General features: G+C 54.3%; 17 protein-coding genes. 7 read left to right on the top strand and 10 right to left on the bottom strand.

Annotation, left to right across the window (positions count from 1 at the left end):
• Nucleotides 1-395 precede the first annotated feature (395 nt).
• From V5735_RS00225 to V5735_RS00210, 4 genes are all read right to left on the bottom strand, one after another.
• Nucleotides 396-1,172, bottom strand: a complete 777-nt coding sequence (locus tag V5735_RS00225) for a hypothetical protein (RefSeq protein ID WP_423743125.1) — start codon at nucleotides 1,170-1,172, stop codon at nucleotides 396-398.
• Between the two features lie 381 nt (nucleotides 1,173-1,553).
• Complete coding sequence (locus tag V5735_RS00220; protein ID WP_423743124.1) at nucleotides 1,554-1,886, bottom strand: hypothetical protein; 333 nt, start codon at nucleotides 1,884-1,886, stop codon at nucleotides 1,554-1,556.
• A complete protein-coding gene (locus V5735_RS00215; RefSeq protein ID WP_423743123.1) occupies nucleotides 1,883-2,263 on the bottom strand; it encodes a hypothetical protein in 381 nt (126 codons plus the stop codon). Before V5735_RS00215 ends, V5735_RS00220 begins: the two co-directional genes overlap by 4 nt.
• A gap of 56 nt (nucleotides 2,264-2,319) precedes the next feature.
• Nucleotides 2,320-2,814, bottom strand: coding sequence for a hypothetical protein (locus V5735_RS00210; RefSeq protein ID WP_423743122.1), 495 nt, complete (start codon nucleotides 2,812-2,814; stop codon nucleotides 2,320-2,322).
• 264 nt (nucleotides 2,815-3,078) lie between these two features.
• Here V5735_RS00210 and V5735_RS00205 point away from each other — a divergent pair, with 264 nt between their 5' ends.
• The gene (locus V5735_RS00205) at nucleotides 3,079-3,294 is read left to right on the top strand and encodes a helix-turn-helix domain-containing protein (RefSeq protein ID WP_231189006.1); all 216 of its coding nucleotides are present in this window, start codon (nucleotides 3,079-3,081) and stop codon (nucleotides 3,292-3,294) included.
• A gap of 592 nt (nucleotides 3,295-3,886) precedes the next feature.
• Here the strand turns inward: V5735_RS00205 and V5735_RS00200 are convergent.
• Both V5735_RS00200 and V5735_RS00195 read right to left on the bottom strand, forming a co-directional pair.
• Nucleotides 3,887-6,559, bottom strand: a complete 2,673-nt coding sequence (locus tag V5735_RS00200; protein ID WP_423743121.1) for a DEAD/DEAH box helicase family protein — start codon at nucleotides 6,557-6,559, stop codon at nucleotides 3,887-3,889.
• 2 nt (nucleotides 6,560-6,561) lie between these two features.
• Complete coding sequence (locus V5735_RS00195; RefSeq protein ID WP_423743120.1) at nucleotides 6,562-8,445, bottom strand: site-specific DNA-methyltransferase; 1,884 nt, start codon at nucleotides 8,443-8,445, stop codon at nucleotides 6,562-6,564.
• A 382-nt stretch (nucleotides 8,446-8,827) separates the two neighbouring features.
• On the opposite strand from V5735_RS00195, the gene V5735_RS00190 reads away from it, so the two are divergent.
• The 6 genes from V5735_RS00190 to V5735_RS00165 all read left to right on the top strand — a co-directional run bounded on the left by V5735_RS00190 (nucleotide 8,828) and on the right by V5735_RS00165 (nucleotide 13,733).
• Nucleotides 8,828-9,064 (top strand): MarR family transcriptional regulator, encoded by a 237-nt coding sequence (locus V5735_RS00190; protein ID WP_423743119.1) that lies wholly within the window; start codon nucleotides 8,828-8,830, stop codon nucleotides 9,062-9,064.
• A gap of 7 nt (nucleotides 9,065-9,071) precedes the next feature.
• The gene (locus V5735_RS00185; RefSeq protein ID WP_423743118.1) at nucleotides 9,072-10,163 is read left to right on the top strand and encodes a type I restriction enzyme HsdR N-terminal domain-containing protein; all 1,092 of its coding nucleotides are present in this window, start codon (nucleotides 9,072-9,074) and stop codon (nucleotides 10,161-10,163) included.
• Nucleotides 10,164-10,354: 191 nt separating this feature from the next.
• On the top strand, nucleotides 10,355-10,603 hold the full coding sequence (locus V5735_RS00180; protein WP_423743117.1) for a hypothetical protein: 249 nt from the start codon (nucleotides 10,355-10,357) through the stop codon (nucleotides 10,601-10,603).
• Between the two features lie 23 nt (nucleotides 10,604-10,626).
• Entirely contained in the window at nucleotides 10,627-10,917 is a 291-nt protein-coding gene (locus V5735_RS00175) for a hypothetical protein (RefSeq protein WP_423743116.1), read from the top strand.
• Between the two features lie 26 nt (nucleotides 10,918-10,943).
• Nucleotides 10,944-11,480: a hypothetical protein gene (locus V5735_RS00170; protein ID WP_423743115.1), complete on the top strand. Its 537-nt coding sequence runs from the start codon at nucleotides 10,944-10,946 to the stop codon at nucleotides 11,478-11,480.
• A gap of 51 nt (nucleotides 11,481-11,531) precedes the next feature.
• Nucleotides 11,532-13,733 (top strand): hypothetical protein, encoded by a 2,202-nt coding sequence (locus tag V5735_RS00165; protein ID WP_423743114.1) that lies wholly within the window; start codon nucleotides 11,532-11,534, stop codon nucleotides 13,731-13,733.
• Here the strand turns inward: V5735_RS00165 and V5735_RS00160 are convergent.
• The 4 genes from V5735_RS00160 to V5735_RS00145 all read right to left on the bottom strand — a co-directional run bounded on the left by V5735_RS00160 (nucleotide 13,718) and on the right by V5735_RS00145 (nucleotide 22,424).
• The gene (locus V5735_RS00160) at nucleotides 13,718-14,833 is read right to left on the bottom strand and encodes a hypothetical protein (protein ID WP_423743113.1); all 1,116 of its coding nucleotides are present in this window, start codon (nucleotides 14,831-14,833) and stop codon (nucleotides 13,718-13,720) included. The genes V5735_RS00165 and V5735_RS00160 overlap by 16 nt on opposite strands.
• Nucleotides 14,814-15,266, bottom strand: a complete 453-nt coding sequence (locus tag V5735_RS00155; protein WP_423743112.1) for a hypothetical protein — start codon at nucleotides 15,264-15,266, stop codon at nucleotides 14,814-14,816. Before V5735_RS00155 ends, V5735_RS00160 begins: the two co-directional genes overlap by 20 nt.
• 100 nt (nucleotides 15,267-15,366) lie before the next feature.
• Nucleotides 15,367-19,203, bottom strand: a complete 3,837-nt coding sequence (locus V5735_RS00150; RefSeq protein ID WP_423743111.1) for a UvrD-helicase domain-containing protein — start codon at nucleotides 19,201-19,203, stop codon at nucleotides 15,367-15,369.
• Nucleotides 19,200-22,424, bottom strand: coding sequence for a PD-(D/E)XK nuclease family protein (locus tag V5735_RS00145; RefSeq protein WP_423743110.1), 3,225 nt, complete (start codon nucleotides 22,422-22,424; stop codon nucleotides 19,200-19,202). Before V5735_RS00145 ends, V5735_RS00150 begins: the two co-directional genes overlap by 4 nt.
• Nucleotides 22,425-22,435 lie beyond the last annotated feature (11 nt).

Here is a 22,435-nt window from a genome sequence, read left to right as displayed (position 1 = left end):
GCAACTAGTTTAGCGTGAGAGGATGTTTCTGTCCTCCCACCACGACTAATGTATACTCTCTATCTTGCGTGCCACTCATAACAGGTGATTAGTGGATAATGTTCAACCGCTAGCTCGTCAGCTCGAAACACTTTGCCACGTTCTCAACCAAGCCGTCGAAGACTGTCACTAGCGGGAATAGTCGATTATACCGTTGTAATAGAGGGGGATCGCGATAGCGACCCCCTCCGTTTCGCAGAAATAGACGCAGAAATAGACGCACTCCACCGTACCCAACCGATTACTACCACCATGTTTCACCGGCAATGCGGTGTGAATCTCTTGTGGTGGTGTGGTTCGAGCGGGGGTTCGCAGAACCCCCGTGATTATAACGTTATAATCCGCTCCGTCCGTGGTTAGTTCCCTCCCGCGTTCGCTTCGTGGGCGCGCATCCATCCGGCTAAGTCGGGATGTGCGAACGTGATTTCGATGTGGTGGCCGCCAACACCCATTGCGTCGTCCACACACAGCGTTCGGGATTCCTTGTAGGTCACGCCGGGAACGCGTTCGGCCATTTCCTCCATCACGCGATAGCCGTCGTTCTTGTACGCACAGCCATAGTGCGTTGCGACTTCCCGATAGCCCAACCGTGCGACCATCACGTCGTTCGTCTTGGCGACGTTCTTCGCGTGTTCGAGGACGTTGAGATATTTGTCCTCGACTTGCTGGCTCTCTGCGCGCTTTTCGCGGAAGTTCATGAGTTCGGTGTTTTGCTCCGAACGCTGAATCGTCTCGAAGAGCTGACGGCCTGCATTGGTTGCTTCCGCGGCGAGGTTTGGTGACTCGTCGTCAACACTCTCTTCGGTCTCGTAATCTCGCACGAGATTGATTATACGCGAGACCGACGCCCGAACTCGTGCATTCTTCTCCTCTATTTCGGCGAGGTCGTCAATATCCGATTCCATGGACTCGGTTGTGTCTTCGAGACTACCGAATTGCTGTCGGTCCTGGGCACGTTCTTTCGTCGCCTCCTCGCGATAGTCCTCGAGATCATCGATTCGCTCGTCTTTCTCGGCAACTTGTTGCTCAAGGTCGTCAACACGGTCAGTGAGCGACTGAACGTGCTTGGCGAGGTCGGTGACTGAGACGTTTTCGAGCGCATTGGACGCTCCGGACGGAGTGGTGTTACTCATTGACAGCCACCTCCGCTGTGACCGTCGTGTCCTCTGTTGGCGTCGAGGGTCGTGGGAAATGCGCGATGGTGGTGTGCGTGCCGATACAACGAGCAGTCGTGTCTCTGGCGGTGTGGGTGTACTCAAGAACAGTCATGGGTGCGTCGGGCTGACTGGTGCAGTGGAAAGTGGCTTGCTGTAGTTCGTCCTGTGCCGTCGTGGTGATCGGTGGAGCGGTTAGAACGAGATGCGGGCCGCAGCGTGTCGGTGGGTTCGTTGCTTTGACGGTGAGGATCGTCCGTGGCAACTCCGGGGTCGTGATGCGAACGCGGTCACTCGGTTCGAGGTGTGCAACGAGCGAGCCGGCATCGCGTGGATTCAATGGCGTTGGTGCATACCCACTCACGCTTGCTCACCTCCCGTCGGATTGACGATGCACTCGACAGTGGCGTAGGTGCGCAACCAAGCGTACTTGCCCGAGGGGGTGCGTCCGTAATGATCTAACTCGGTATCGGTGTGCTCGTACTCGTCGTAATAGCAGTACTGCAGCCGGTACAGATCATTCGACGGCGTGGCAACGTACAGAACGTGCTCACCGGGCTCGGGGCCACGACAGGAGAGTTGAGGTTCCGAATGATCACACTGATAGACGATACCCGTGAGCGTGCGCTTCTGCGTGTGGATCTGAATCGGGTCTGTACACGCCAGCGCGAGGATCGTTCGCTGATCGGTCATTGCTCAGCCTCCCGTTTTTCGCGAAGGCGTTGACAGAGCTGGCAGGGTGCGTACTGATCGTCTTGTGCCTCTGTGCGAGTGCAATAGGCGAGTGGGTTGTCGGTCTGCAGCGTACAGAGCGAATGATTGCCCGCGTCGAGTTCGTGATAGGCAAACGCGCCGCCTGCAGGCTGATCGACGATAGCGACCGTCTCATCGCCAGGATAGGGGTCACCAGCGATGCGCTGGTCGCGTTCGGCGTCGGTGAGATCGCTGGTGAACCGGCTGTCACAGTAATGGGAGTCGGTGATTTGCACTGCGTAGGTACCACAATGGGGACAGCGTTCGAATGTGTTCTCGATCTCCTCGGCGGTGATCGAGGTGGACGTGCGGGTCATCGTCCACCACCGCAGATGGCTGTCGCTTGCTGGGAAGGGCGTTCTGTAGGGAACATCTACGCGTGCACCTCGGTTGCAGTGGCGTGGGTGGTGGCGTCGATGTCGTAGCACTGTTTGAGGATGTGCTGGTAGTGTGTGCGGGTTTCGGCGTGGGTTTCGCCCGGCGGTGTCGAGGGGAGGTTGGGATTGCCCGTTTTGGTGGTAGCGACCGAGCGGTAGGTGTCGGTGTCCTCGGGAATCTGGAAGCCCGCCTCGTCGTACTCGATCGGGCACCGTCGTTCGAAGAAACGTTGGCAGTCCGGTGTGGCGTAGATGCAGTACAGGTAGGGGTCTTGGCCCGTGGTCTTGGTTCGGGTTTGAAAGCCTACGCGGAGTTCGACGAGGTACGCGCGGGTGATCGGCTCGTCGGTAATGGGCGTGGGTTGGTCCGGATCCTGGGTGGCGGTGTCGGGGGTGGGTTCGAGGCGTTTGACGGGGTGGAAGGTTTTTGCGCCGAATTGGGCCTCGAGTGAGAGTAATCCGCCGTTGGGTTTCTCGTCGAAGGACGCCATTAGTCCTGTCCTCCGAGAACGGGTGGTTGGTAGTCGATGCGTTTTTCTACGGAAGGGGTATTGCTAGTCATGCTTCTGTGGCACGCAGAAGCGCGGTCGGTGTGCCAGCACCGGCCTTTTCAGGCGAACCACACTTCTGACTTGTAGTGTGAGATCTATCCTCTTAGTATTTACGTTGTAAATACAAATGTAGACTGTAACAGAAACGACTATGATTGAACAAATAGATATTATAACCATCGCCCAAGAATGACTATTCATAGAATGGCCAACGAAGAAAACTTCGACGAGCTTCACTGGAAGATTATCGAGATTCTTCGCGAAGGTCGTGGAACACCAAGCTATCTCGCGACTCGAACAGGAGAAAGTCGACAACTCATCTCAAAACGCCTTCGTGATCTTCAGATGGCGGACGTCGTTCAGCAGATTCACCGCGGATTATATGAACTCGCCCCCGAAGAAGTCCCAGACCGAAGCTGATAGCTTGATTTGGCGAGATTAGAGATTTGAATTACTGTCTATTCTCCTTTTGAGAACGCCACAGACTGCCAATACGTCATCTTAATCAATGACATGACTTGCAAATTGATGGTCTGCATGTGCCCGCACCACGTCCACACAACTCCTACTGTAAACACATGGTTGTTGTTGAAAACGCAACTAAAGGAGGAACACTCGACGTATTCCCTTTGAGGACAAAGACTGTTCCAAGCAAGAAGATTGTAACTGGGTAGGGATGATCCATGATTGCTCCCTTATCAGGAAGTGTTTATAGGCTCGAATCCCGGCGAGACGCCATAGACGTCGGCCAATTGGGCTTGGTGTATGGCGCTGGAACTCCCCTTGGCGGGGATTCGGTCGAAGAGGTCGGCCTGCCTCTCAACGTACGAATATTCAGTGAGATTCTTGCTGGGTGAGACGTTAACCTCTTGGCAATGCTCGGACATCTGCGCCTCGTATTGAAGTACCGGCTGACAAAACATCAATTCGGCGCGATACGAGCTTTCAAAAACGAATTTCGACGGCTTCTCTAGCTGTTTTGACCGATACTCTGTACTGATTTTCTCGCGGATTATTCAGCGATAGCGAGCAAGTCTTCGATACGTTGTTGATCTAATGTTTCCTTCTCGTTGTAAATGTCGGTAAAGTCCACTTCGATAGCGTCGAAGTGTTTTCGAGCGCACTTGATTTTTATCCGTTCGGCGGGCCGAAGATCCTCATTGGATATGTCGAACTTCGTCTCGCGAATCAGATATAACGTAGTAGCGTCAGCACTGTCGCCATCCCAATCGGTCCGTTGGTGGACGATGCCCCAATCGGGGTTGTAATCGCCGTAGGGCGTCGGGATGGTGTACTTCGGCGGGAGCTTCATGAACATCACTACCGATTCATCCGTATCGATACGCTTGGCGAATTGCTTCTCGCCAAGACTGTCGAAGATAATTTCGTCGTATACGCCATTTTCGACAGAAACCGTATCGTCTGCGTACGTTTGGATTTCAGTAAGGATCTCTATTGCGTATTGCTCGTCGGTGCGTTCGTACTGTAGTGAATCGACCACATGGTTGGATTTCACAGCATTGATGAGCTGTTTCGCCTCGGCGACGAAGTCATGCGGATTGTCGCTGAGCGATTCAAAGCAGTCAGCTTCGAGCAGGATACAGGCGATGGTTTCACGGGTGAGATTCGTTGCCTCGGCGAGGTCGCCGATAACATCGGGCACTTCGATGGTTCGGTCGAATTCCTCGATACCACTCTTTTGAACGCGTGACTCGACTTCGTATTCGTCAGTAAGCGCTAACTCTGCCATGTCTAGTCGCATCCGCGACGCATTCACTGTTATATTATCTAGACGGTCAGCGGCCGTTTCGATGAGGGCGTCAGTGTCGATTTGCGTGCGATAGCGGGTTTGGGGTGCAATTAGTTTCCAAAGATTGGCAAACGCTTCACTGTGATCGATAACCTCTTGTTTCGGTTTTACCGTCTTGCGCTGTCGCCGTTCTCGAGTTTTCTCACCAAGGTTGCCGCTATATCCTTCGTCTTCATATTCCTCTTGAAGAGCAGCCGCGTACTCGGCATAGCTTTCGTTGGCAATGACAGTAAGCGTGTTGCGATCATCCCCTTCATCAAGACGGGTTCCGTCCTGTCTGACTGGTAGGCGAACTCCTCGACCTAGTTCTTGCCGCTTTTTCGTCTGACTGACCGTGTTATTGAGGGTGCAAATTTGGAACACGTTAGGGTTATCCCAGCCTTCCTGTAGTGCACTGTGCGAGAAAATGAATTGCGTAGGTTCATCAAACGATAACAGCTGCTCCTTGTCGCGCATGATTAGTTCGTACGATTCAACATCATTGCGAATCGACCATGCTTGAGTCTTGATTTTGCCCTGCCGCGTCTTCGCAAAGTATGCACCGCTAGCCTCTTCGGGTGAGAGATCGCCGAAGAGGTCCTCAAACTTGTCTTCATGCTTTAAGTCGTTGAACACTTCACAGAACGCTTTCCAGAGGTGACCCGACTCTTCTCCCGACTTCCCACGGAAATTCGCCACTTGGTCAATGAAAAATAGGCTTAATACCTTGATACCCTGATCGTGAAAGCGACGTGCCTTCTCGAAGTGTTCGCGGACGGTCTCACGAATCTGGCGATGTTGGATGACCTCTATGTCATCGTCGGTCTGCTCGCCGGTTGAAAGCGTGACGCCGTTGCTGAACTCTACCACCCCATCTCGGACATCAATGAATTCGACTACGAGGTCACGATAAGATGAAACATTCTTACTCGCCCGATATAAGTTGTCACCCGTTCGGACCGTTTTTTTACCTTTCTTTGTCCCGCTACTCAGGTTCTTGTGCAGTTCGAGTCTCGCTTTTGGTCCCTGTGAGTCGGTGTCTACTTCAAGTACCTTGATGTACGTTTTGTTAAAATCTTCCTCGGCAGTGACTGACAAGACTTCGATTTGTTTCACCAGTCCGAGGTCGTGGGCATCGACGGGCGTCAGACGGTATATTAGATTCTGCACGGTTCGATGAGTTGCCGAGTACCGCAGTGTGAAGAGCGGATTCAATTGCTTGATAGCGTCACGGCTATTCTCGCTTTCCATGTTCTGAGGTTCGTCCATGATGACGACAGGTTGGGCACTACTGATTCGATCAACTGGCCGATCGCCGCTTAGAGCATCCTGGTGCTGGAACATGATATTGTCTTCTCCGCGGTTAATGCTTTGAAGGGTCATCACCATCACCTCAATTTGGTTGGAAGTGCCGAATCGAATCACGTCACCCAGTGATGACGAGTCGTACTCACAATGGTTGAATGGCGGGTTTCCGTACAGCTTGTCGAAGTGCTTAGCTGTCTGCTCTATTGATTTGAGGACACCTTCGCGAATCGCGATACTGGGCACAAGGATGATGAACTTTTTCCAGCCATACTGTTGGAAGAGTTCGTGGATAGTTCGCAAATAGACGTAGGTCTTACCTGTCCCAGTTTCCATCTCTACGCTGAACTCGCGCAAAGCATCGTCGGGCCGAAGCGACACGGACGCCTCAATACCGTTGCGTTCTTGAACCGTAGTTAGGTGGTCGAGAACCTCGTCATCGTTGTAGTGCAAGTGGTTGGATATGGCGAGGTTCTCGCCATGACCGAATGGCACTTCTCTGTGTGTGTCCGGATGACCATCGAACAGGTCGACAATTGACTGGACAGCAGTGGTCTGGTGGTCGAGGTTAGGGTCGAAGTCAAATTCCATGATTAGACGGTCTTGAGCGTGTATTTACGGGCAGCGTTGTCCTTTTGCGTGTCAGAAAGTGCGGCATCGAGGCAGATAAGCGGTGTATCGGCGGAAAGCGAAAGCCCGTCAATGGTGTCGAACGTCAAGTCAGTGTTGAACGAGATGTATACCTCGCGGCCGTCTTCAGCAACGTGCATCCACTTATCGGGGTCATCGTCATCGACCTGTTCAATATCGGCGTTTGGTGTGAAGCCTTCAGTAAGTAGCACTTCAATGAGAGCAGCATCTTCGTCTTCCACGCCGACCCAATCGTCGTCAATCGCTGACTGGACAGCCGCTTTTGTCTCCTCAGCTCCAACTGTCGGCTGCCATCGCCTGAAATTCGACTTTGAAAGCTGAAACACCTTGAGGCCAGAGTCGAATACATCTGATTCCGTTTCTGCGATGTGGTCAGCGGCGAGTTTAATACGGGTACGACAGATCTCCGAAAGGATCTCAAAGCCTTTACGGGGCTCGTCGAGCTTCTCATCAAGCTGGACGAGGACGAACTTTACGGGTTCATCGTGCTGTTCGCGCGCGTTGTGTTCCATCACTGCATGCCCGGTGGTACCCGAACCTGCAAAGAAATCCAATACGATATCACCGGGGTCAACTGTGTGATCCACGAGCTTTCGGACCAATCCAACCGATTTTGGGTGATCATAGGCCTTGAACCCGAAGAGATCCTTTATTTCCTTGGTTCCGCGGCTTGTCAGCCCAGTCTGAAGAATGGTGCGACCCATTGATTCTTTAACGGATTCTATATCCATGTCTGTGTTCGTAGGTTCTATCAGAGATGAAAGCGGAAGGGTATCGCTGATTTCGTTTTTGAATAGCTTTCGACGCGGCACGCCATCCGGTGAGTCCGGGAAGAGAATGCGACCCTCATCAATTAACGTTTGCATTGTGTCCTTCTTGTACTTCCACGTCCCTAGGAACTCATTACCCGTCTCGGGGTCAGTGATCGGGTAGTGGAGATTAGGGCGTTCCTTTTTCCCTTTTGGATTTGTGAGGATAACGCTCTGCCACGGTCCCCGTGGATCGTCATCGGGGTTATCGTAAGCGTCGAACGTTTTCTTTTCCCCTTTCATCTCGAATTCATTACTCTTTTGATAAACTACTACGTATTCGTGGTCGAATGACACGCCACCCGAGTTCCGGGCGTCGGGGTTACGCCGCTTCCAGACGAGTGTCGCAACGTAATTGTCCTCTCCGAATATCTCATTCATGAGCATCCGCAGATTGTGATATTCATTGTAGTCAATGCTCACGAAGATTGCTCCGTCGTCGCGGAGTAGACTACGAGCCATGAACAACCGTGGATACATCATCGACAGCCAGTTGCTGTGGTACCGCCCATTGGTCTTGGGATTAGGAACCATGCGATTGCCATCTTCATCACGTTGGCCGGTTTCACGCTCGTACTCCGCCCGAGAAGTGTAGTAGTTATCGTTGTAGATGAAATCGTTGCCTGTATTGTACGGCGGATCGATATACACCATCTTCACTCGACGATGGTAGGCCTTTTGCAGCGTTTTCATTGCTTCAAGATTTTCACCCTCAATCAGAATGTTCTCCGTGTCATTATATTGGAGACTACGTTCGTAGTCGGGTTTTAGCGTCTGTTTGGGTGCCCGCCGTGCTTCGTCGAGTGCTCCCTGCTTCCCCGCCCAGCGGAACTCATAACGATCTCCTGGGAGTTCCTTCTGTCCAAGAATTTGGGCAAGTTTGGTGGGATCTAATTCGCCCTCCGAAAACGCACTCGGCACAAGCTGCCGAATCTGATCGAGAATATCTGTGACACTTTCCTCTTTTTCAAGCTTCTCCAGGCTACCTCGCCCTTCCTCGTCGGGAACTTCCTTCATTATTGAGAGGATATTAACGACGAGTCTTAACCTTGGTGAAAATCGTGGACCTCGTTGGGTGATCTATCGGTTAGTCGAGATTCGATGGTTTGATTGCCAGTTAGTCACGTGTTCACAATAGACGACTTATTTCCTCTCATATTGAATTTATCCACATACTCCGACACTAGCAGATATCAATTGTATCGTAGCTGCGATTGATACTAGGTCTATTGAAATCAGGCAGTAATTTCGATACTCTCATAGTTTCTAAATGTTCCAGTTTCATTTTTCATTTAACAGTCTTCTATTACACTATAACAATACTATTAACGATCATAGTAACTCACTTCAACACTATTTTCGTAACATTAATTGTAACTAAGTAACATCTCTTTCCATAATGGTTAATGAGAAATTCGAACCAAACGACCGCCAAGACGCTATTCTAGAGGTACTCAAAGCGGGGAGAGACGAAACACGGCCCTGGGGCTATGCCAATCCAAAACGCCTCGAAGAACAGCTCGATACCCGTAGACAGTACATCAACCGTGACCTTCGCGGACTTGTCAATGCTGGATGGGTCGAAAAGGTCAATCGAGGTCTCTACCGCTTCGTCGCTGACGCACGCGAGGACTAACTAATCGATGAACGAATCTGAGATCACAGCGTACGTCGAACGGTCCCAATCTCTCATCGACCAAGCACCGCAAATGGATGAAGAAAATACGAAGGTGAAACTCACCCAACCGCTCATCGATCTTCTCGGGTGGGATATGTTCTCGTCGGAAGTAGAACTCGAATATCCGATGCAGATCGGTCGGGGGAATACCCGTGCAGATTATGCCCTTCTCATTGAAACTGCTCCCGTCGTGTTCATCGAAGCGAAAGGCTGTGACAGTACACTCACTGACGCCGATCGAAGTCAGTTGACGAGCTACATGCGACAGAAAGGGGTTGATTGGGGGCTCCTCACGACTGGCAGTCAATTTGAGATCTTCCGCCGTCGGAAAGACAGCTCTCGTCCTGATGAGGTCTCACTAGCACAGTTTTCAATTGCTGAACTCAAAGACAATTGGCACGTCTTAGAACTCCTCTCAAAGGAGCTCGTTAAGACTGGCGAAGCAGACACGATTGCCCATCGTATTGAAGCACGACAGCATGCCGTCGAAACACTCCAACAGCAAAAAGAAAGCCTCGCTGAACGAGTGACGCAGCTCGTAATTGCAGAAATTGATGATTCACTAGCGCAGGAAATCGAACCAAAGTCAAAGGAGTACATTGATTCGCTGATTCACACGCTCGCAAACGGCGATGAAGCAGATCTCCCGGTCGTCGAAAATGGGGGCGAAATTGTGACTACTTCGGATGACGTCGTCTCTGATACTTCTTCCACAGTCGAGACAGAGTATATCGTCCATCTTTCTGCAAACGGGGATCGCGTGTGGTCATGCTCTAAGGAAAATCAATCCGATGCGATGGCAGAAACAGTTGATCTCCTGATCCAAGAGTATGATCTCATCGATCAGTTAGAGTCGTTTCCCTATGTTCCTGGCTCCAAAAATGCGATCCTCAATTCAGAGCCGACTCATCCAACCGGAGAGCCAATGCGCCAAACAAAGGGTCTATCGGATGATTACTATCTGTATGTCGCGTTGAATCAGAAGAGCAAGAAACGGTATCTGACGAAATTCTCCGAGCTGTGTGGTCTGACTGCCGAGTTTGACGGCGGCTGGTGAAGATATACCCCACCCAAGTTCATTTGTTTCTCGCCAGCGTCATTCCGATCTCCTTTGGATCTCTCCGCTACCAGTTTATATCGGGATTTACATCACAAACATCCTCAGTATTGGCCAGGGAATGGTTGGCCATCGAATCACACAGATGTTCGGTACCGATAAAAACTTACCACACAGAATACCGAGTATCGATGGAGGACGTGCCCCAACCAGCGAGCGACCCCTACCAACCAGGCGACGACGTACAGGTCTACGTCTCAGAAACTGATCCCGACAGCGAACACCATGGGAAAGAAGGCACCATCACGGACGTCTTGCAGGACACTCTCGGAGACGAGACTGGGCGCGAACTGGACTCCTATAGCTACCGCATCGAAACCGATGGTGAAGAAATCGATGTCTGGTTCCGGCATCGTGACTTGGTACCGGTATCACAGTAATCAATCACCGATACTCCACTGCAATGGCCGATAACGAACGCAAACCAACGTGGCCACAAATCCGAGATGCACTCGAAGATAACGAGGATTGCCTGTGCAGTGCGTGGCTCACGGGAAGTTTTGTGAACCCGACGAAGGAAATCACCCAAGAGAGCGACGTTGATGTTGTCCTTTCATTCGAGAGCGTCGATGCCATGGACGAATTCGACTATGACGGACGCTATCCGGAGACGATTGTGGCCGGTGGTATCACCCTCTCCGAAGTCAGGAGTACCGGCGAAAGCTCGATGTCCCGCCGTTCGATCCGAGAGTAGGTGCAGCGTCGGCGGATCTTTGGTACGTGACCGAAGATCCAGAAATACTGTACAGGCTGCGTACCGCTGGAATCGAGCAGTGGGGTCACCTTCGGTCGCTTCTGGAGATCAGTGGTGTCGACGGACTCCTGCCCGAGAATGCTCACGAGCGTGTTCGTCAGCACGGGACTGCACTGGAAGCGTTCGTCGAAGCCTACACGGTTGGGCGAGAGAAACCCGTCGATCGTGAGGTACTCAAAACCAGTGGCGCTGTCAGTGACAAGTTCATAGATGAGGCCAGTAACTTGGCGGACCGTGTCGCTGGCAAACCTGAGTCGATACTGGATGGACTCTCGAATGAGGTCAACTATTTCCGAGAGGAAAACGTAAAAATACTCCGTGAGTACCTCCGCGAGGAAGGGTACCTCGGCCCGATGCCAACACGGCCGGACGAACAAATTTACGCATTGGTCGTCGACATCTACTGTCAAAGCGGCTTGAGTCCAGAAACCGCAACAGAGGCCGCATCTGGGCTCTTGGGTCGAATCTCGGCGGCCCCAGACCCAAGCGTAGTTGAGGACTGACTATTCCTATGACGCAATGGATTTTTACGTTGCTTGAATCATGTTTACTCAATGAGTCGATTCCTGAACTCCTTTGAAGTTGGACTTTCGGATACTAGTGCTGAACTGTACGAAATAAACCCCGAACCGGAAGCAGAGGGAGAAGCCTTGTTCTCTCTGTTGAACGCGCATGCTGAACGGTTGCGAGATACTGTCGGGGGGCGGGCACATTGGTACCGGTTGGACGGCACGTGGTGCGTTGGAGTTGTCGGTGCACATGATCATCGGAAAACAGTCGAGTCTGTGAACCGTCAAGATCTCCACCGTCACGGTAAGGTTCAACTCGATTTTTCACGGGACAGAGATTTCAAACTGATACAGCGGGCGATTTTCGATGCACTAGAATCGCAGATCGAACGGTTGGACGACTACTGGTTCGATAACAGGCGTTACAGGAGGCGAGTGTACGCAGAGAATTCGGAGTGGAACCTCCGTGGATTCGATGTCTATCCTGGAGTGAAGCTCCGGCTGGACGCTCGCAGTGGACTGACACTCACACTCGACCCGACACTCGGGACGCACAGTTCGAAGACGCTGGCTGATTACCTTGCCGATGATTCGTGGTCTCGTGGTAGAATTGAGGCCGAGTTAGACGACCAGTTTGTCTTCGAGAGGCCAGACAGAGCGACAGTCACGCTCGTCGATATTCTAGAAGATTCTGTGTCAGAAGTGGAAGCTAACGACGGCAGGTCGGTTCTGAAGTTCGCTCGCCAAGAGTACGGTGATCGCTATGCTGAACGAATCGATGAGTCTGAACCGGCAGTACTCGTCAGTTTCGGTAGGGGTGACCTCTATCCTGCTGCTCCGTCGTTACTCCGTTATGCCCCGACTGACAAGCGCCCGGACGAGGTGAGTCAGCTGGCAGCCTTCGAGCCTGAGGAACGGTGGCAACGAACCCAGGAGTTTCTCGATGTTGTCCGAAGATTCGAGATCGGTGACGTGGACGTTACGGTTGACACTGACCCGATGAGGCGGGAAGTGTCACGGTACGGTTACCCAACTCTCTGGTTCGGTCGTGACGAGGCGGTAAAGATGGCTGTCGGGCTGGAGAACCAGACGAGACCGGGTCAGAAAATCACTGAGGAATACTGGAATCCGATCAAGAGCGGCTACCTTGAGAAGTTCGGTCCACGCCGGACGTTCGGTGACCTGATCGAAACGGCGCTCGTGTTTCCAGACGAGGAGGACGAGGCAGCGTTCAAGGCGTATGAATCGATCAGGGATTACGCTGAGGAGAACTTGGGTCTACGATTGAGCGAGCGCCCGGCCGCGTTCGCATACGACGTTGAGGGCGATGTTGCGGAACTCCGGGAGGACCGTGAGCATTTTGATATCACTCTCGGATTTCTCCAGGGGTTCGACGAAGAGAGCTACTACAGATTGATCGATATACTGGATGGCCATCCGCTCCAGGTCGTCACACAGACTGGGATCGAAGATAGAAAAGGTCACAACGAGGACGTGGTGGAGAACGCCGCTGTCGGACTTGCAGCGAAGTTGGGCGTCGTACCCTTCACTGTCGAGGGGCAACTCTCGACGCAGGCATACTTAGGATTCAACGCTGACGGAGGCGACCGCGGTACTGCAAGTGCTGTCATGCTATCCGGGATGACGAACGAGATTATTTATCGAACGGAAAATCAAAATCCGACCAACCGGAGTAGTGTGACTGATCGGAGCCAGGCGAAGAAGATCGTCCGCGACGCACTACGCGATGTCGTAGACGACGACGGTTCCGACATTGACAAGTTCGAGTCACTGACGATCCATAGAAACGGGTTCTTCGGCAACGAAGAGATTGAAGGAATCGAAGAGACCATTGAACGTCTCCGAGACACTGAATATCTCGCCGACGACTTCGAATGGGCTGGCATCGAGGTGACCCACAGAAGCCCACATCGGCTGTACGCTGACGAGGGAATGCCGGAGATGGGTGCACACGCTCGGCTTGACGATGATACAGTTGTCGTCGTCACATCGGACACGGAACAACTACCACAGGGGTCGCCGCAGACACTTCGCTGTCACGTCAAGGCGGCGGAAGGTGATGTCGACGCGTTCCAAGCTGGCCGCGACGTATTCTTCCTCTCGGAACTCAACTGGGGGTCACCCTCGAAAGGGACGAAAGACCCGATCACAGTCTCACTTACGCGAGAGATGAACCGACGACTCGGTCACAGTTGGGTGTCAAACCTTCGTTACCCGCCGTTCTGAGGTAGGTATGACGACAGCCATTCCCGGTTTGCCTTGAGGCGGTGTCGTCGCTCCGGCCGGTCAGCTGGATCGATTCCATCTTTGATATCGGTAATAAGCGCGTCGAGGTCGTGGTCGATGGCCTCTGGTACCTCATCGAGAAGGAAACTGACTAAATTGTCGTCATCGTAGGTGTCGTAGTCCGGCGGTTTTCCCGCTTGGAGTGCGCTAAGGTGGCGGTCATACGCGATTGCATCGTCTCGGATACTGTTGGCGATTTCCGGGAATTTTCGTTCGGCTAACTCCCAAATGACATCAACACGGAGCGCTCCTGGTGGGTGCGGATCCCCATCTTCACCACGTTCAAACTCGAAGGATCCGTGGTTACTCAACCGTCTAACCACCGCACAATAGTACGCAGGACCGTAAGCGAGGAGACCACAGATGTCACAGAAGAACTCTTCGAACCAGTTCCTCCAGGTATCGCCAAACACGCCGTCTCGGCTCACTGTCTTGTTCCTCTCGTTGACTTCACGTCGGAATCGTGACCGTAGTCTCGGGTGTTCGTCTAGCAGGGAATGTGCCATCTCGTGTGCTAGGAATGGGTCGTAGCGCCGGTCATCTCCTTCGCGGGGCAGGATCAAGGCGTAGTTCAACTTCTCGCCGCCTGTAGACGGCAGCTCTTCGTCTATCGGATCGAAGGCGTACCCGTTGCGAATCACCGGGATTACCATTGGATCAACATCGAACACACACTTCAGTTCCTCACAGACTTCAGCGGCGTGTTCGAGTTGGGTCGAGCGGTGCCCGGTGCTTTGGTGTTGGTAGAGGTCAAGATACACGGCCTCCGTCTCAAGGACGTTCAGCTCTCGTGCCAAGCGATCGACTGCGCGGATGTGATTCTCGTACAGATCGTTCGTCACGTCGGCCTCCGGTGCCTGATCGTACGACCTGTGGAAGTCATCTCGGGTTTCCTCGACAGTTTCGAATCTGTTCGAGATGGAGTCGAATATGTCGTCTTCAGCCTCGATATCAACGTCAACGCGATTAAACAGATCACGAATCGAGTTTCGTTTCGCCCGAAGCGACTTTACGCGGGCATCAATGAGTGCCGTTGGCAACGTTCCCTCGCATTCGGTCGACAGTCGCCTGCGACGTTTTAGTGGCGACTGTGGAGATAGCTTCAAGCCAATTCTTCGCGTCTTGCAGTCCGCGGTGGAACTCCATGCCGTCACTCGCAGCCGCAAGTTCGGCAGCAGCAGCGTCAAGATTCTCGATCATCCGTCGAGTCGAACCCCTCTGTTGCTCGGAGACGTTCTCCGCGACGGCCAGCTCAAACGGATCCAGCCCAGACTCGCCGTCCAGAGCGTCGCGGACGGTTGTCAAGAGATCCTGCCCGTCTTCGAGTTTCGCACGTAACTCCTCGTCATCACGACCGAGTTCGATCCCCTCGGATCGTGCTTTAAGCACAGATATGGCTACAAGCGCGTCGTCTGCACGCTCGCCGAAGCGCCGGTTCGCCTCGTATCGACGCTTCGCTCGCCACTTGCTCATAACGTTCGTAACTAATCCGTCGGCAGGCAAATAGTTTTTTGCATTTCAGGCATCGGTTTCGTCGGTGTTAACAGTAGGGACGAATGACGCGAAAGAGAGCTTAGCGTCGAGTCAGTGGCTCACCTTCGCTAGCCGACCGCAGCTGCGACAGCCTCGTTTCTAAATCGTCCTGGAGATCTTCAAGATCAAACACGTCGAACTCCTGCCGTCGCTTTGTGTCCGCGTCAGTGAAGTACAGTACGGTCTCCACGGTACGGTTTGGATCGCTCTGTGCGAGTGCGACGGCGTATACCTCTAACTGCGGCCAGTGTTTCTCAGCGAGGTCGTCAACGGAGCGCGTACTCGTCTCGTCGGTCTTGTAGTCAAGGACGACGAATCGTTCGTCAGTTACGAGCAGCAGATCTATCTCACCGACGACCCGTCCGGCGTCGAATCGGGCGATCACAGATACCTCTTCGTGAATCGTATTAGGGTCGTACGACTTGACCAATGCTTCTCGGGTGCTAAGTCCACGCTCGGCGTACTCAACTATCAGATCGAGATCCTCCGTTGTGGGGTCGCCGAGTCCGCTCGCCCGGCGGTTGGCGACGGCTCGCCAATCCTCGCGTGGTGGACGGTGCTCCAGCAGTTCGTGAACCACAGTCCCGACGTGATTCTCGGCGAGTCCCTCCTCGTCCGGGTCAGCGTTGGTGTCTGCCACCACGTCGCCCTCGATGGTAGATGTGGGATCTGGTGCGACCGTTTCGGCGAAGGTAGTCGCGGTCGTCTCAACCGGTGGCTGCGAGATGTCCGCCTCTGGGACGTTCACGCACGGGATTCTCTCGTCCACCAGCCCGTCACGTTCGCTGTCATCGTCTGTTCGAACTGCACGCCAATCTTCGAGAGGTGCGGGCGGAACCCGAACGGTGTAATTGGCCTCGTCAAGTTCTGTCTCGTAGACACCGTCGTCACTGAGGGCATCGAGGGTGTCGGCTACCTCTGGGTAATCGTCGTCCGGGTTGAGTGTTCCGTCACCGAGGAGCACAGGTTGGAGCCAGTCTCGCCAGCGTTTCCCGTCGCCGTGGGGCTTTGATTCGGACAGTGTGAGTGGTTCTGCGTCGTCATCGAGTTCGTGGAGTCCACACAACAGGAGACAATCGCGGGCCCGCGTGGCGGCGACGTAGAGAAGTCGCTTCTGTTCGGCGCGCTCCCTGCACCTCCCGCGGCGCTTCAGTTCCGACCGCGCGAGGGTATCTACCGACTCGTACGGGTCGTTCGGCGACGGAGCTTTCAATCCGAGAATTGGTTCTGTCTCCTCTTCAACGGGGATCTCCTCCAAATACACTTTCCCGTCATCGTCGACACTGCTGCCGAAATTGAACTCCCGTCCCACCTCGGGAACGACGACAATGGGAAACTCCAGTCCTTTCGCAGAGTGGATGGTCCGGAGTCGCACGCCGTCAGCGTCTTCCGGAACATCCGCCTGTGACGCGTGGGTATCGACCTCTCGTCGGTCGCGGATTCGCGTCAGTAGTTCTGCTAGGGTTGGTCTCCCACCATCGGCCCAAGACCGAACCTGTTCGCGGAATTGTTCGACGTTTTCCACGGCTTGCTGCGGCCTATCGCCTGCCCCGATGGCGCCGAGATAGCCCGTCTCTGCAAGTATACCGGAGAGAAGCTGTCCCCATAACGGTGCGGCAGTCGCGTCACCAACAGTTGCCTGTTCCCGCCATTCTTCGATTCGCTCTGCGGCATCTCCGAGATTTCCTCCTCTATCTTGAATCGTTGTCCACAGCGACCCTTCGCTCGCGGCCGGGTGAGCAATCTCGTCGTCAGTGAATCCGAACAGCGGCGACCGCAGGAGACCATACAGCGCCACGTCGTCGTCGGGGGTCGCAAGCACTTCGAAGAGCCCGATGAGAGTCCGGATCTCCGGTGTATCCCAGAACCCTGTGCCAGAGGCGACGGTGTAAGGCACGTCCCAGACGTTGAGCGCGCGCTCAAACTTTGGCAGTCGAGTCCGCGCACGGAAGAGGATCGTCACATCCTCTGGACGTGCTTTGCGAGTTTTCTCAGTGTCTGTGTCGTACACTTCTGGAGGGTCTGCGAATAGTCGCGTCAGTCGCGCCGCCAGTGCGTGCGCCTCGCGGTCGGCCGCATCGCCGAAGACGGGTGTGTCCGCGAGAAAGCCCGTCTCGTGAAGTCTTTGCTCGTCCTCATTCGGGATGAGGAGGTACTCGACCGACCCCGCCACCTCTGCTCCTGCCGTACGTTGCCCGTTGAGAGACTGAGATGCGGCTTCGAATGGTTTTCGCTGCTCTTCGAACGGCGTGAACACGCGCTCGAATATCTCGTTGTTGAACTTTCGCGGCGCTGTGACAGTACGGAAATTTGTCGTTAGTTCGAGTTCTGCGGAGTCCGTTTCGTACTCATCGTCCCGCTTAGTCGCTGTGTCGCTGTTCGCTTCTGCGAGAGCTTCTCGCGCCGTTCCGAAGGTGGTAACGTCAGCACCACGGAAGCGGTAGATGCTCTGTTTCTCGTCACCGACGAGGAACAGATTTGCGTCGAACGTATCGGAGCCTGTCGTTGGATCGTTGCCTCCGGCAATCAGGCGAATAAGCGCCCACTGGGACGGGTCGGTATCCTGCATCTCGTCGATCATCACGTACTTGAACTTCGACTGGACGGCATCGCGGAAATCATCGTTTACCGTCAAGAGTGTAATAGTATCCTCAATCAGGTCGTCGAAGTCAACCGCGTTCTGCTTGTCCTTCCGGTCGGTGTACCGTTCGGCGACCGTCTCAAATACACGGGCGAGTGCCGGAGCATATCGACTACCATTGTAATCTGATCCCAGTCCCCCGACGAACTCCCGCTCATCAGGATCAAGTACATCAATTAACGTGTCGGCTGCGTCTTTCAATCGCTGCCAACTCTCGCCGTGCGCTTTCCATCTCTTTTTCGCACCTTTGTATCGATATTCCTGACTGTACACCGTTCCGCCACCAGTCGTCACTCGGTCACACAGTCGGTCAAGCGCCATTTGCCAGTCGCGTCCTTCCGCGGTCCCGTCCGCAACACCCGTATCCCACAGGACACTATTGACTGTGTGAATGAAGTCCGCACCGTCGTCCTCGTCAGGATTGATCCCGAGGGCCTCGGTATCAATATCTGAAATCGTTTTGAATGCTTGCTGCACCCTATCGTCAGTCAGTAGTTCGCGGGCTGTCTCGGTGTCGACGGGGTAGACCGATCGCCAGACTGTATCCAGGTACTCATCAGGAGCTGCTTCACACCACCGATCAGCCCAGTCGGTACTCATCGGACGACTTTCCAACAGTCCGATGAGAACGGTCTCAAGCCCAGAGCGACTCCATAATCGGGTGAGTAGCCGGAGATCTCCACGCCGCTCGTGATCATCTACCAGCATCGAATCAATACTCTCCCGGACCACGTCGCGGGCGAGCATACCTGCCTCCGCTTCGTCGAGTGTCTCCACGTCTGGGTGGATACCCGCCTCGATCGAGAATTCCGAACGGAGACGCGCACACGCCTCGTGGATCGTGTGGACGTAGCAATCTTCAACCTCGTTTGCGACGGTTCGCCACCGCTCGTAATCGGGGATATCGTCACCCCTGACATCTTTCTCGTCGCAATTGCTGGTCACCGCCTCGTTCAGGCGCTCGGCAACGGCCTCACGGACACGTTCACGGATCTCGGCTGCCGCATCGGTCGTGAACGTGATTGTCAGAATCTGAGACGGGTCCGTGTCGTTTTCTAAGAGTTCAACGTAACGACTTGTTAGTGTCGTTGTCTTCCCGGTCCCTGCACCGGCCGTGACAGCAACGTGATCATCAAATTCGAGTGCTGCCTTTTGATTCTCGGTGAGTTCGAACTCGTCGTCCGTATCGTTTGCGTCGTCTGCCGCCATCTCCTCCAGATCCTTATGCTCGCTCACGCCTCGTCACCCCCGAGGCCGTCGTAGAAGCTGCCAGGCCGAGCCCGTTGTGGGACATAATACTCCTCTTCGTCTACGGCTGCGACGCGCTCACGGCGACGATGATGGCGTACATCGCACACGTCGCGGAACTGGCAGTGTTTGCACTTTGCTTCGTCGGCTTCCAGCGTCGTAGTGTGGAACCCACCGTTACCGATGCTGTCGCTGATGTCCGAGATGCGCTCGGGGACGACACTATCGAGGAAGCGTTCGAGATCATCACGGTCGCCATCCTTCCGCCAGATTGTCTTCTGAAGACTCCGTTTCCGAGTCACATCTGTTGGTGGCTCGACGGTGTAGAACTCTCCGTCGATATATCGTAAGTCTTCGCCATATTGCTTCTTGAGTTCCTGTTGCGCTGCAATAGTGTACACAGGCAATTGGAACCCGACTCCGTCGAACGTGAGTTTCGTAGTCGGGTCACTGGTTTTGTAATCGTGAACTATGCCAACGACGCCGTCGTTGTCCTTGACTGTAACACGATCAATACGGCCATGAACCGTTATTTCTCTCCCATCAGGTACTGTAACGCGGATTTCACCGTCGCCCGCGCCGAAGTCAAGCGGCTCCTCAACCACGAGGACGGCGTCGTCGGCGTCTAATTCGTGTTCGAGAAACCGGACGAACAGCCCGCGGTCTTGGCCCTTGTGCGGATAATCGCCGCCATAGTGGGCGTTCTCAGATGGCGTCGCTAGGCCGGCGAGCAACTGTTCGAGCCATCGGTCGCCGAACGCACCGTCCGTTGGCGCGTCGATAGCGTCCAGTTCCATGCGGACGCTCTTTAGCAATCGTTCCTCTAAGTCCGCCCGCTCGTAGTCGGCGAGGTTGACAGGGCCATTTGTATCGGAGAGCAGATCCTCGTAGAACGATTCGAGGCTGTCGTGGACGAGGGAGCCGCGATCGAGTGGTGTTGGTTCTAGGGGGAACTCTTCTGGCTCCTCGAATCCCAAGACCCGTTCGGCGTAGTAACGGAATCCACATCGCGCGTAGTCGCGCAACTGTGTCGGACTGAGAGCCTTCGTCTCGTGGAGTGCGGCAACCGTCTCCGGTTCCAATTGGGCGTCGTGGGAAGTCAGTTCCGTCTTCGCACGATTCTTCACACACTCGACTCCTTGTCGAACCGTCTCAGCAGTCCGCAAGAGGATCATCCGCTCGTCGATAGCTTGGGAGAGTGCAGTTTCCCGTTCTCGATCGTTGAGTCCAGCGAGTTCTCGTTGGAGGTCCGCTGCACTGGCGACACTTCGGTCAACCATCTTCGCCTTAAGTCCCGTGACGCGGGAAAATTCAGTTAACACTGGCGAAGGAAGGTGTTCGTCACCGTTGACTCCTGTCTCTGGTGTGGTGATATGGACCGTCTCGGCCGCCCCGACGAGCACTGCAAACTGATAACGGGCGCGAGCACTCCTGTCGACTGTGTCCACGCCTGGGAGTGCATCGAAAACTCGTTCGAAGAACTCCGGTCGGGTCCGATTTGGTGGGAACGCTGCCCGAGTGAGACCAACGAGATGGAGGTGGTCGTACGACAGCCCGAGAGCGTCCTGTGGGCCTACTACCCTGACGACACCCTTCTGGCTGCGTGTCCGCTGTGGGACGCGCTGCCCATCTAGTGAGTCAGCCACACACTGCGCTGGATCTGCCGACTTCCTGTATCCGAATCCACATTCTCCAGCGGCTGATTCAACCGTCTCGACGGCGTCAAGGGTGCGTTCAACTGTTTCTCGAGCGGTCAATTCGATCCCCGCACCGCCATCCGCAAGTCGTTCCGCGTTCGATTCTAATTCGACCGCGTCGAAGAGCTCGCGGAGAGCATTAATAGTCTTCTCCTGTGATGCGGACGCAACCGTTTCAACATCTTGGCAGAAGTGATCTATCGCCGTTGTGGAATCATCGTCTAGTTCGCTCTGGAGCCTATCGAGGTCTGTAGTCGGGAGCCGGTCGGTCAGGTTCAGAATCGTGGCCGTATCGACCGTTTCATCGTCGTCGCCCAGCGTCACTGCGGGGCTGCTTGCCAGTGCTGCCACATCTCGTTGTGTCGGCTCTGAGAGACAGCAGTCAACGAGCCTCAGCACTGCCCGCCCAACTTGTGTCTGCTGTATCGGTGGCCGACCCACGTTGGCGGCATGGACACCTACTTCGTCAAAGGCTTCAGCGAGTTGGCTGCGGTACGATAGTAATTCGGGTACGACGACAAGCACGTCCTCAGGGTCTGCGCCATCGGCGAGTTGCTGCCGGACACGTCGAGCGACCTGCCGTGCCTCACGGATCGGTGTCGGAGTGGAATGCCAGTGTAACCCCGAAGGTGGTGTCTCATCCTCTTCGGCCGTCGGTGTTCGGGTGAAAATCTGCCCGGCGGCAACGGCAAGTTTGCTTCCGTAGCTGTCTTCCTTTGATTCTGCAGGGACATGCACACACTCGTCAGCCAGTGACCGGTATATCTCGACCGTATCGGCGGTGTATTCATTTGCTCCAATCAGACTCTCGGGCGGAGAGTCACCGCTCTCAGGCGTTGCCGTTAGTGGAAGGCTTATGAAAATCTCAGTGGTTTCCGCGAGTCGCTGAAGGAGTGCAATTTCATTTTGTGAGAGGCTAGAATAATTAGAGACAACGACCACGTCAGCCTTGACTGTGTTCTCTAATTCGGTTTGAGACGACAGGACAGTTTGGTATGTGTCGGATATACTGTATGTTTCGCTCGCGCATGCAGTCCGGAGTGTAGCGAATGATTCAGCAGTTCGGCCGACTACATTCGCCGCTCGGTTCCTGAGGTGGTCGTTCACGAGCGACCAAATCTCCGCAGTATCATCATAGCCCTCACCCGCGAGTTCCGCCAGAAGCTCACGGATGTCTCGATTGTAGGCCTGTGCTTCGGCAAAGTGGGCCTCATCACCGACTTCTCGTAGCGCTTGGCCGATCAACTGTCGCCGCAAAGTAGTGTCGAGACGTGTCCCTGGCCCGACGAGTCGTTCGTAATACTCACACGCCAAATCGTCGAAGTCAGTTACACGGATCCGTAGCGGATCCTTGGCTGCCGCCCACGCATCAGCGATTGCAGGATGTCTATAGTCGTTCGCTTCGAGAAATACCACCGCTTCCGGCTGATTGCCCGCAACGGTACTTACCCGCTCGAACACCGCCTCTTGGAGAGCTTCGAACCCACTCCCGCTAAGAAACGTAACTGTCACGCATCTTTGTT

This window comes from Haladaptatus sp. SPP-AMP-3, assembly GCF_049568665.1.
GTDB lineage: Archaea > Halobacteriota > Halobacteria > Halobacteriales > Haladaptataceae > Haladaptatus > Haladaptatus paucihalophilus.
The sequence above is the reverse complement of the archived record's forward strand: the minus strand, read 5'-3'. Positions and strand labels throughout refer to the sequence as shown.

Bases quoted from the DNA above. Each gene is read 5' to 3' on its own strand.
- V5735_RS00165 (WP_423743114.1), top strand. From the start codon at position 11,532: ATGAGTCGATTCCTGAACTCCTTTGAAGTTGGACTTTCGGATACTAGT.
- V5735_RS00190 (WP_423743119.1), top strand. From the start codon at position 8,828: ATGGTTAATGAGAAATTCGAACCAAACGACCGCCAAGACGCTATTCTA.
- V5735_RS00215 (WP_423743123.1), bottom strand. From the start codon at position 2,263: ATGACCCGCACGTCCACCTCGATCACCGCCGAGGAGATCGAGAACACA.
- V5735_RS00205 (WP_231189006.1), top strand. From the start codon at position 3,079: ATGGCCAACGAAGAAAACTTCGACGAGCTTCACTGGAAGATTATCGAG.
- V5735_RS00180 (WP_423743117.1), top strand. From the start codon at position 10,355: ATGGAGGACGTGCCCCAACCAGCGAGCGACCCCTACCAACCAGGCGAC.
- V5735_RS00185 (WP_423743118.1), top strand. From the start codon at position 9,072: ATGAACGAATCTGAGATCACAGCGTACGTCGAACGGTCCCAATCTCTC.
- V5735_RS00195 (WP_423743120.1), bottom strand. From the start codon at position 8,445: ATGAAGGAAGTTCCCGACGAGGAAGGGCGAGGTAGCCTGGAGAAGCTT.
- V5735_RS00210 (WP_423743122.1), bottom strand. From the start codon at position 2,814: ATGGCGTCCTTCGACGAGAAACCCAACGGCGGATTACTCTCACTCGAG.
- V5735_RS00200 (WP_423743121.1), bottom strand. From the start codon at position 6,559: ATGGAATTTGACTTCGACCCTAACCTCGACCACCAGACCACTGCTGTC.
- V5735_RS00175 (WP_423743116.1), top strand. From the start codon at position 10,627: ATGGCCGATAACGAACGCAAACCAACGTGGCCACAAATCCGAGATGCA.
- V5735_RS00155 (WP_423743112.1), bottom strand. From the start codon at position 15,266: ATGAGCAAGTGGCGAGCGAAGCGTCGATACGAGGCGAACCGGCGCTTC.
- V5735_RS00220 (WP_423743124.1), bottom strand. From the start codon at position 1,886: ATGACCGATCAGCGAACGATCCTCGCGCTGGCGTGTACAGACCCGATT.
- V5735_RS00225 (WP_423743125.1), bottom strand. From the start codon at position 1,172: ATGAGTAACACCACTCCGTCCGGAGCGTCCAATGCGCTCGAAAACGTC.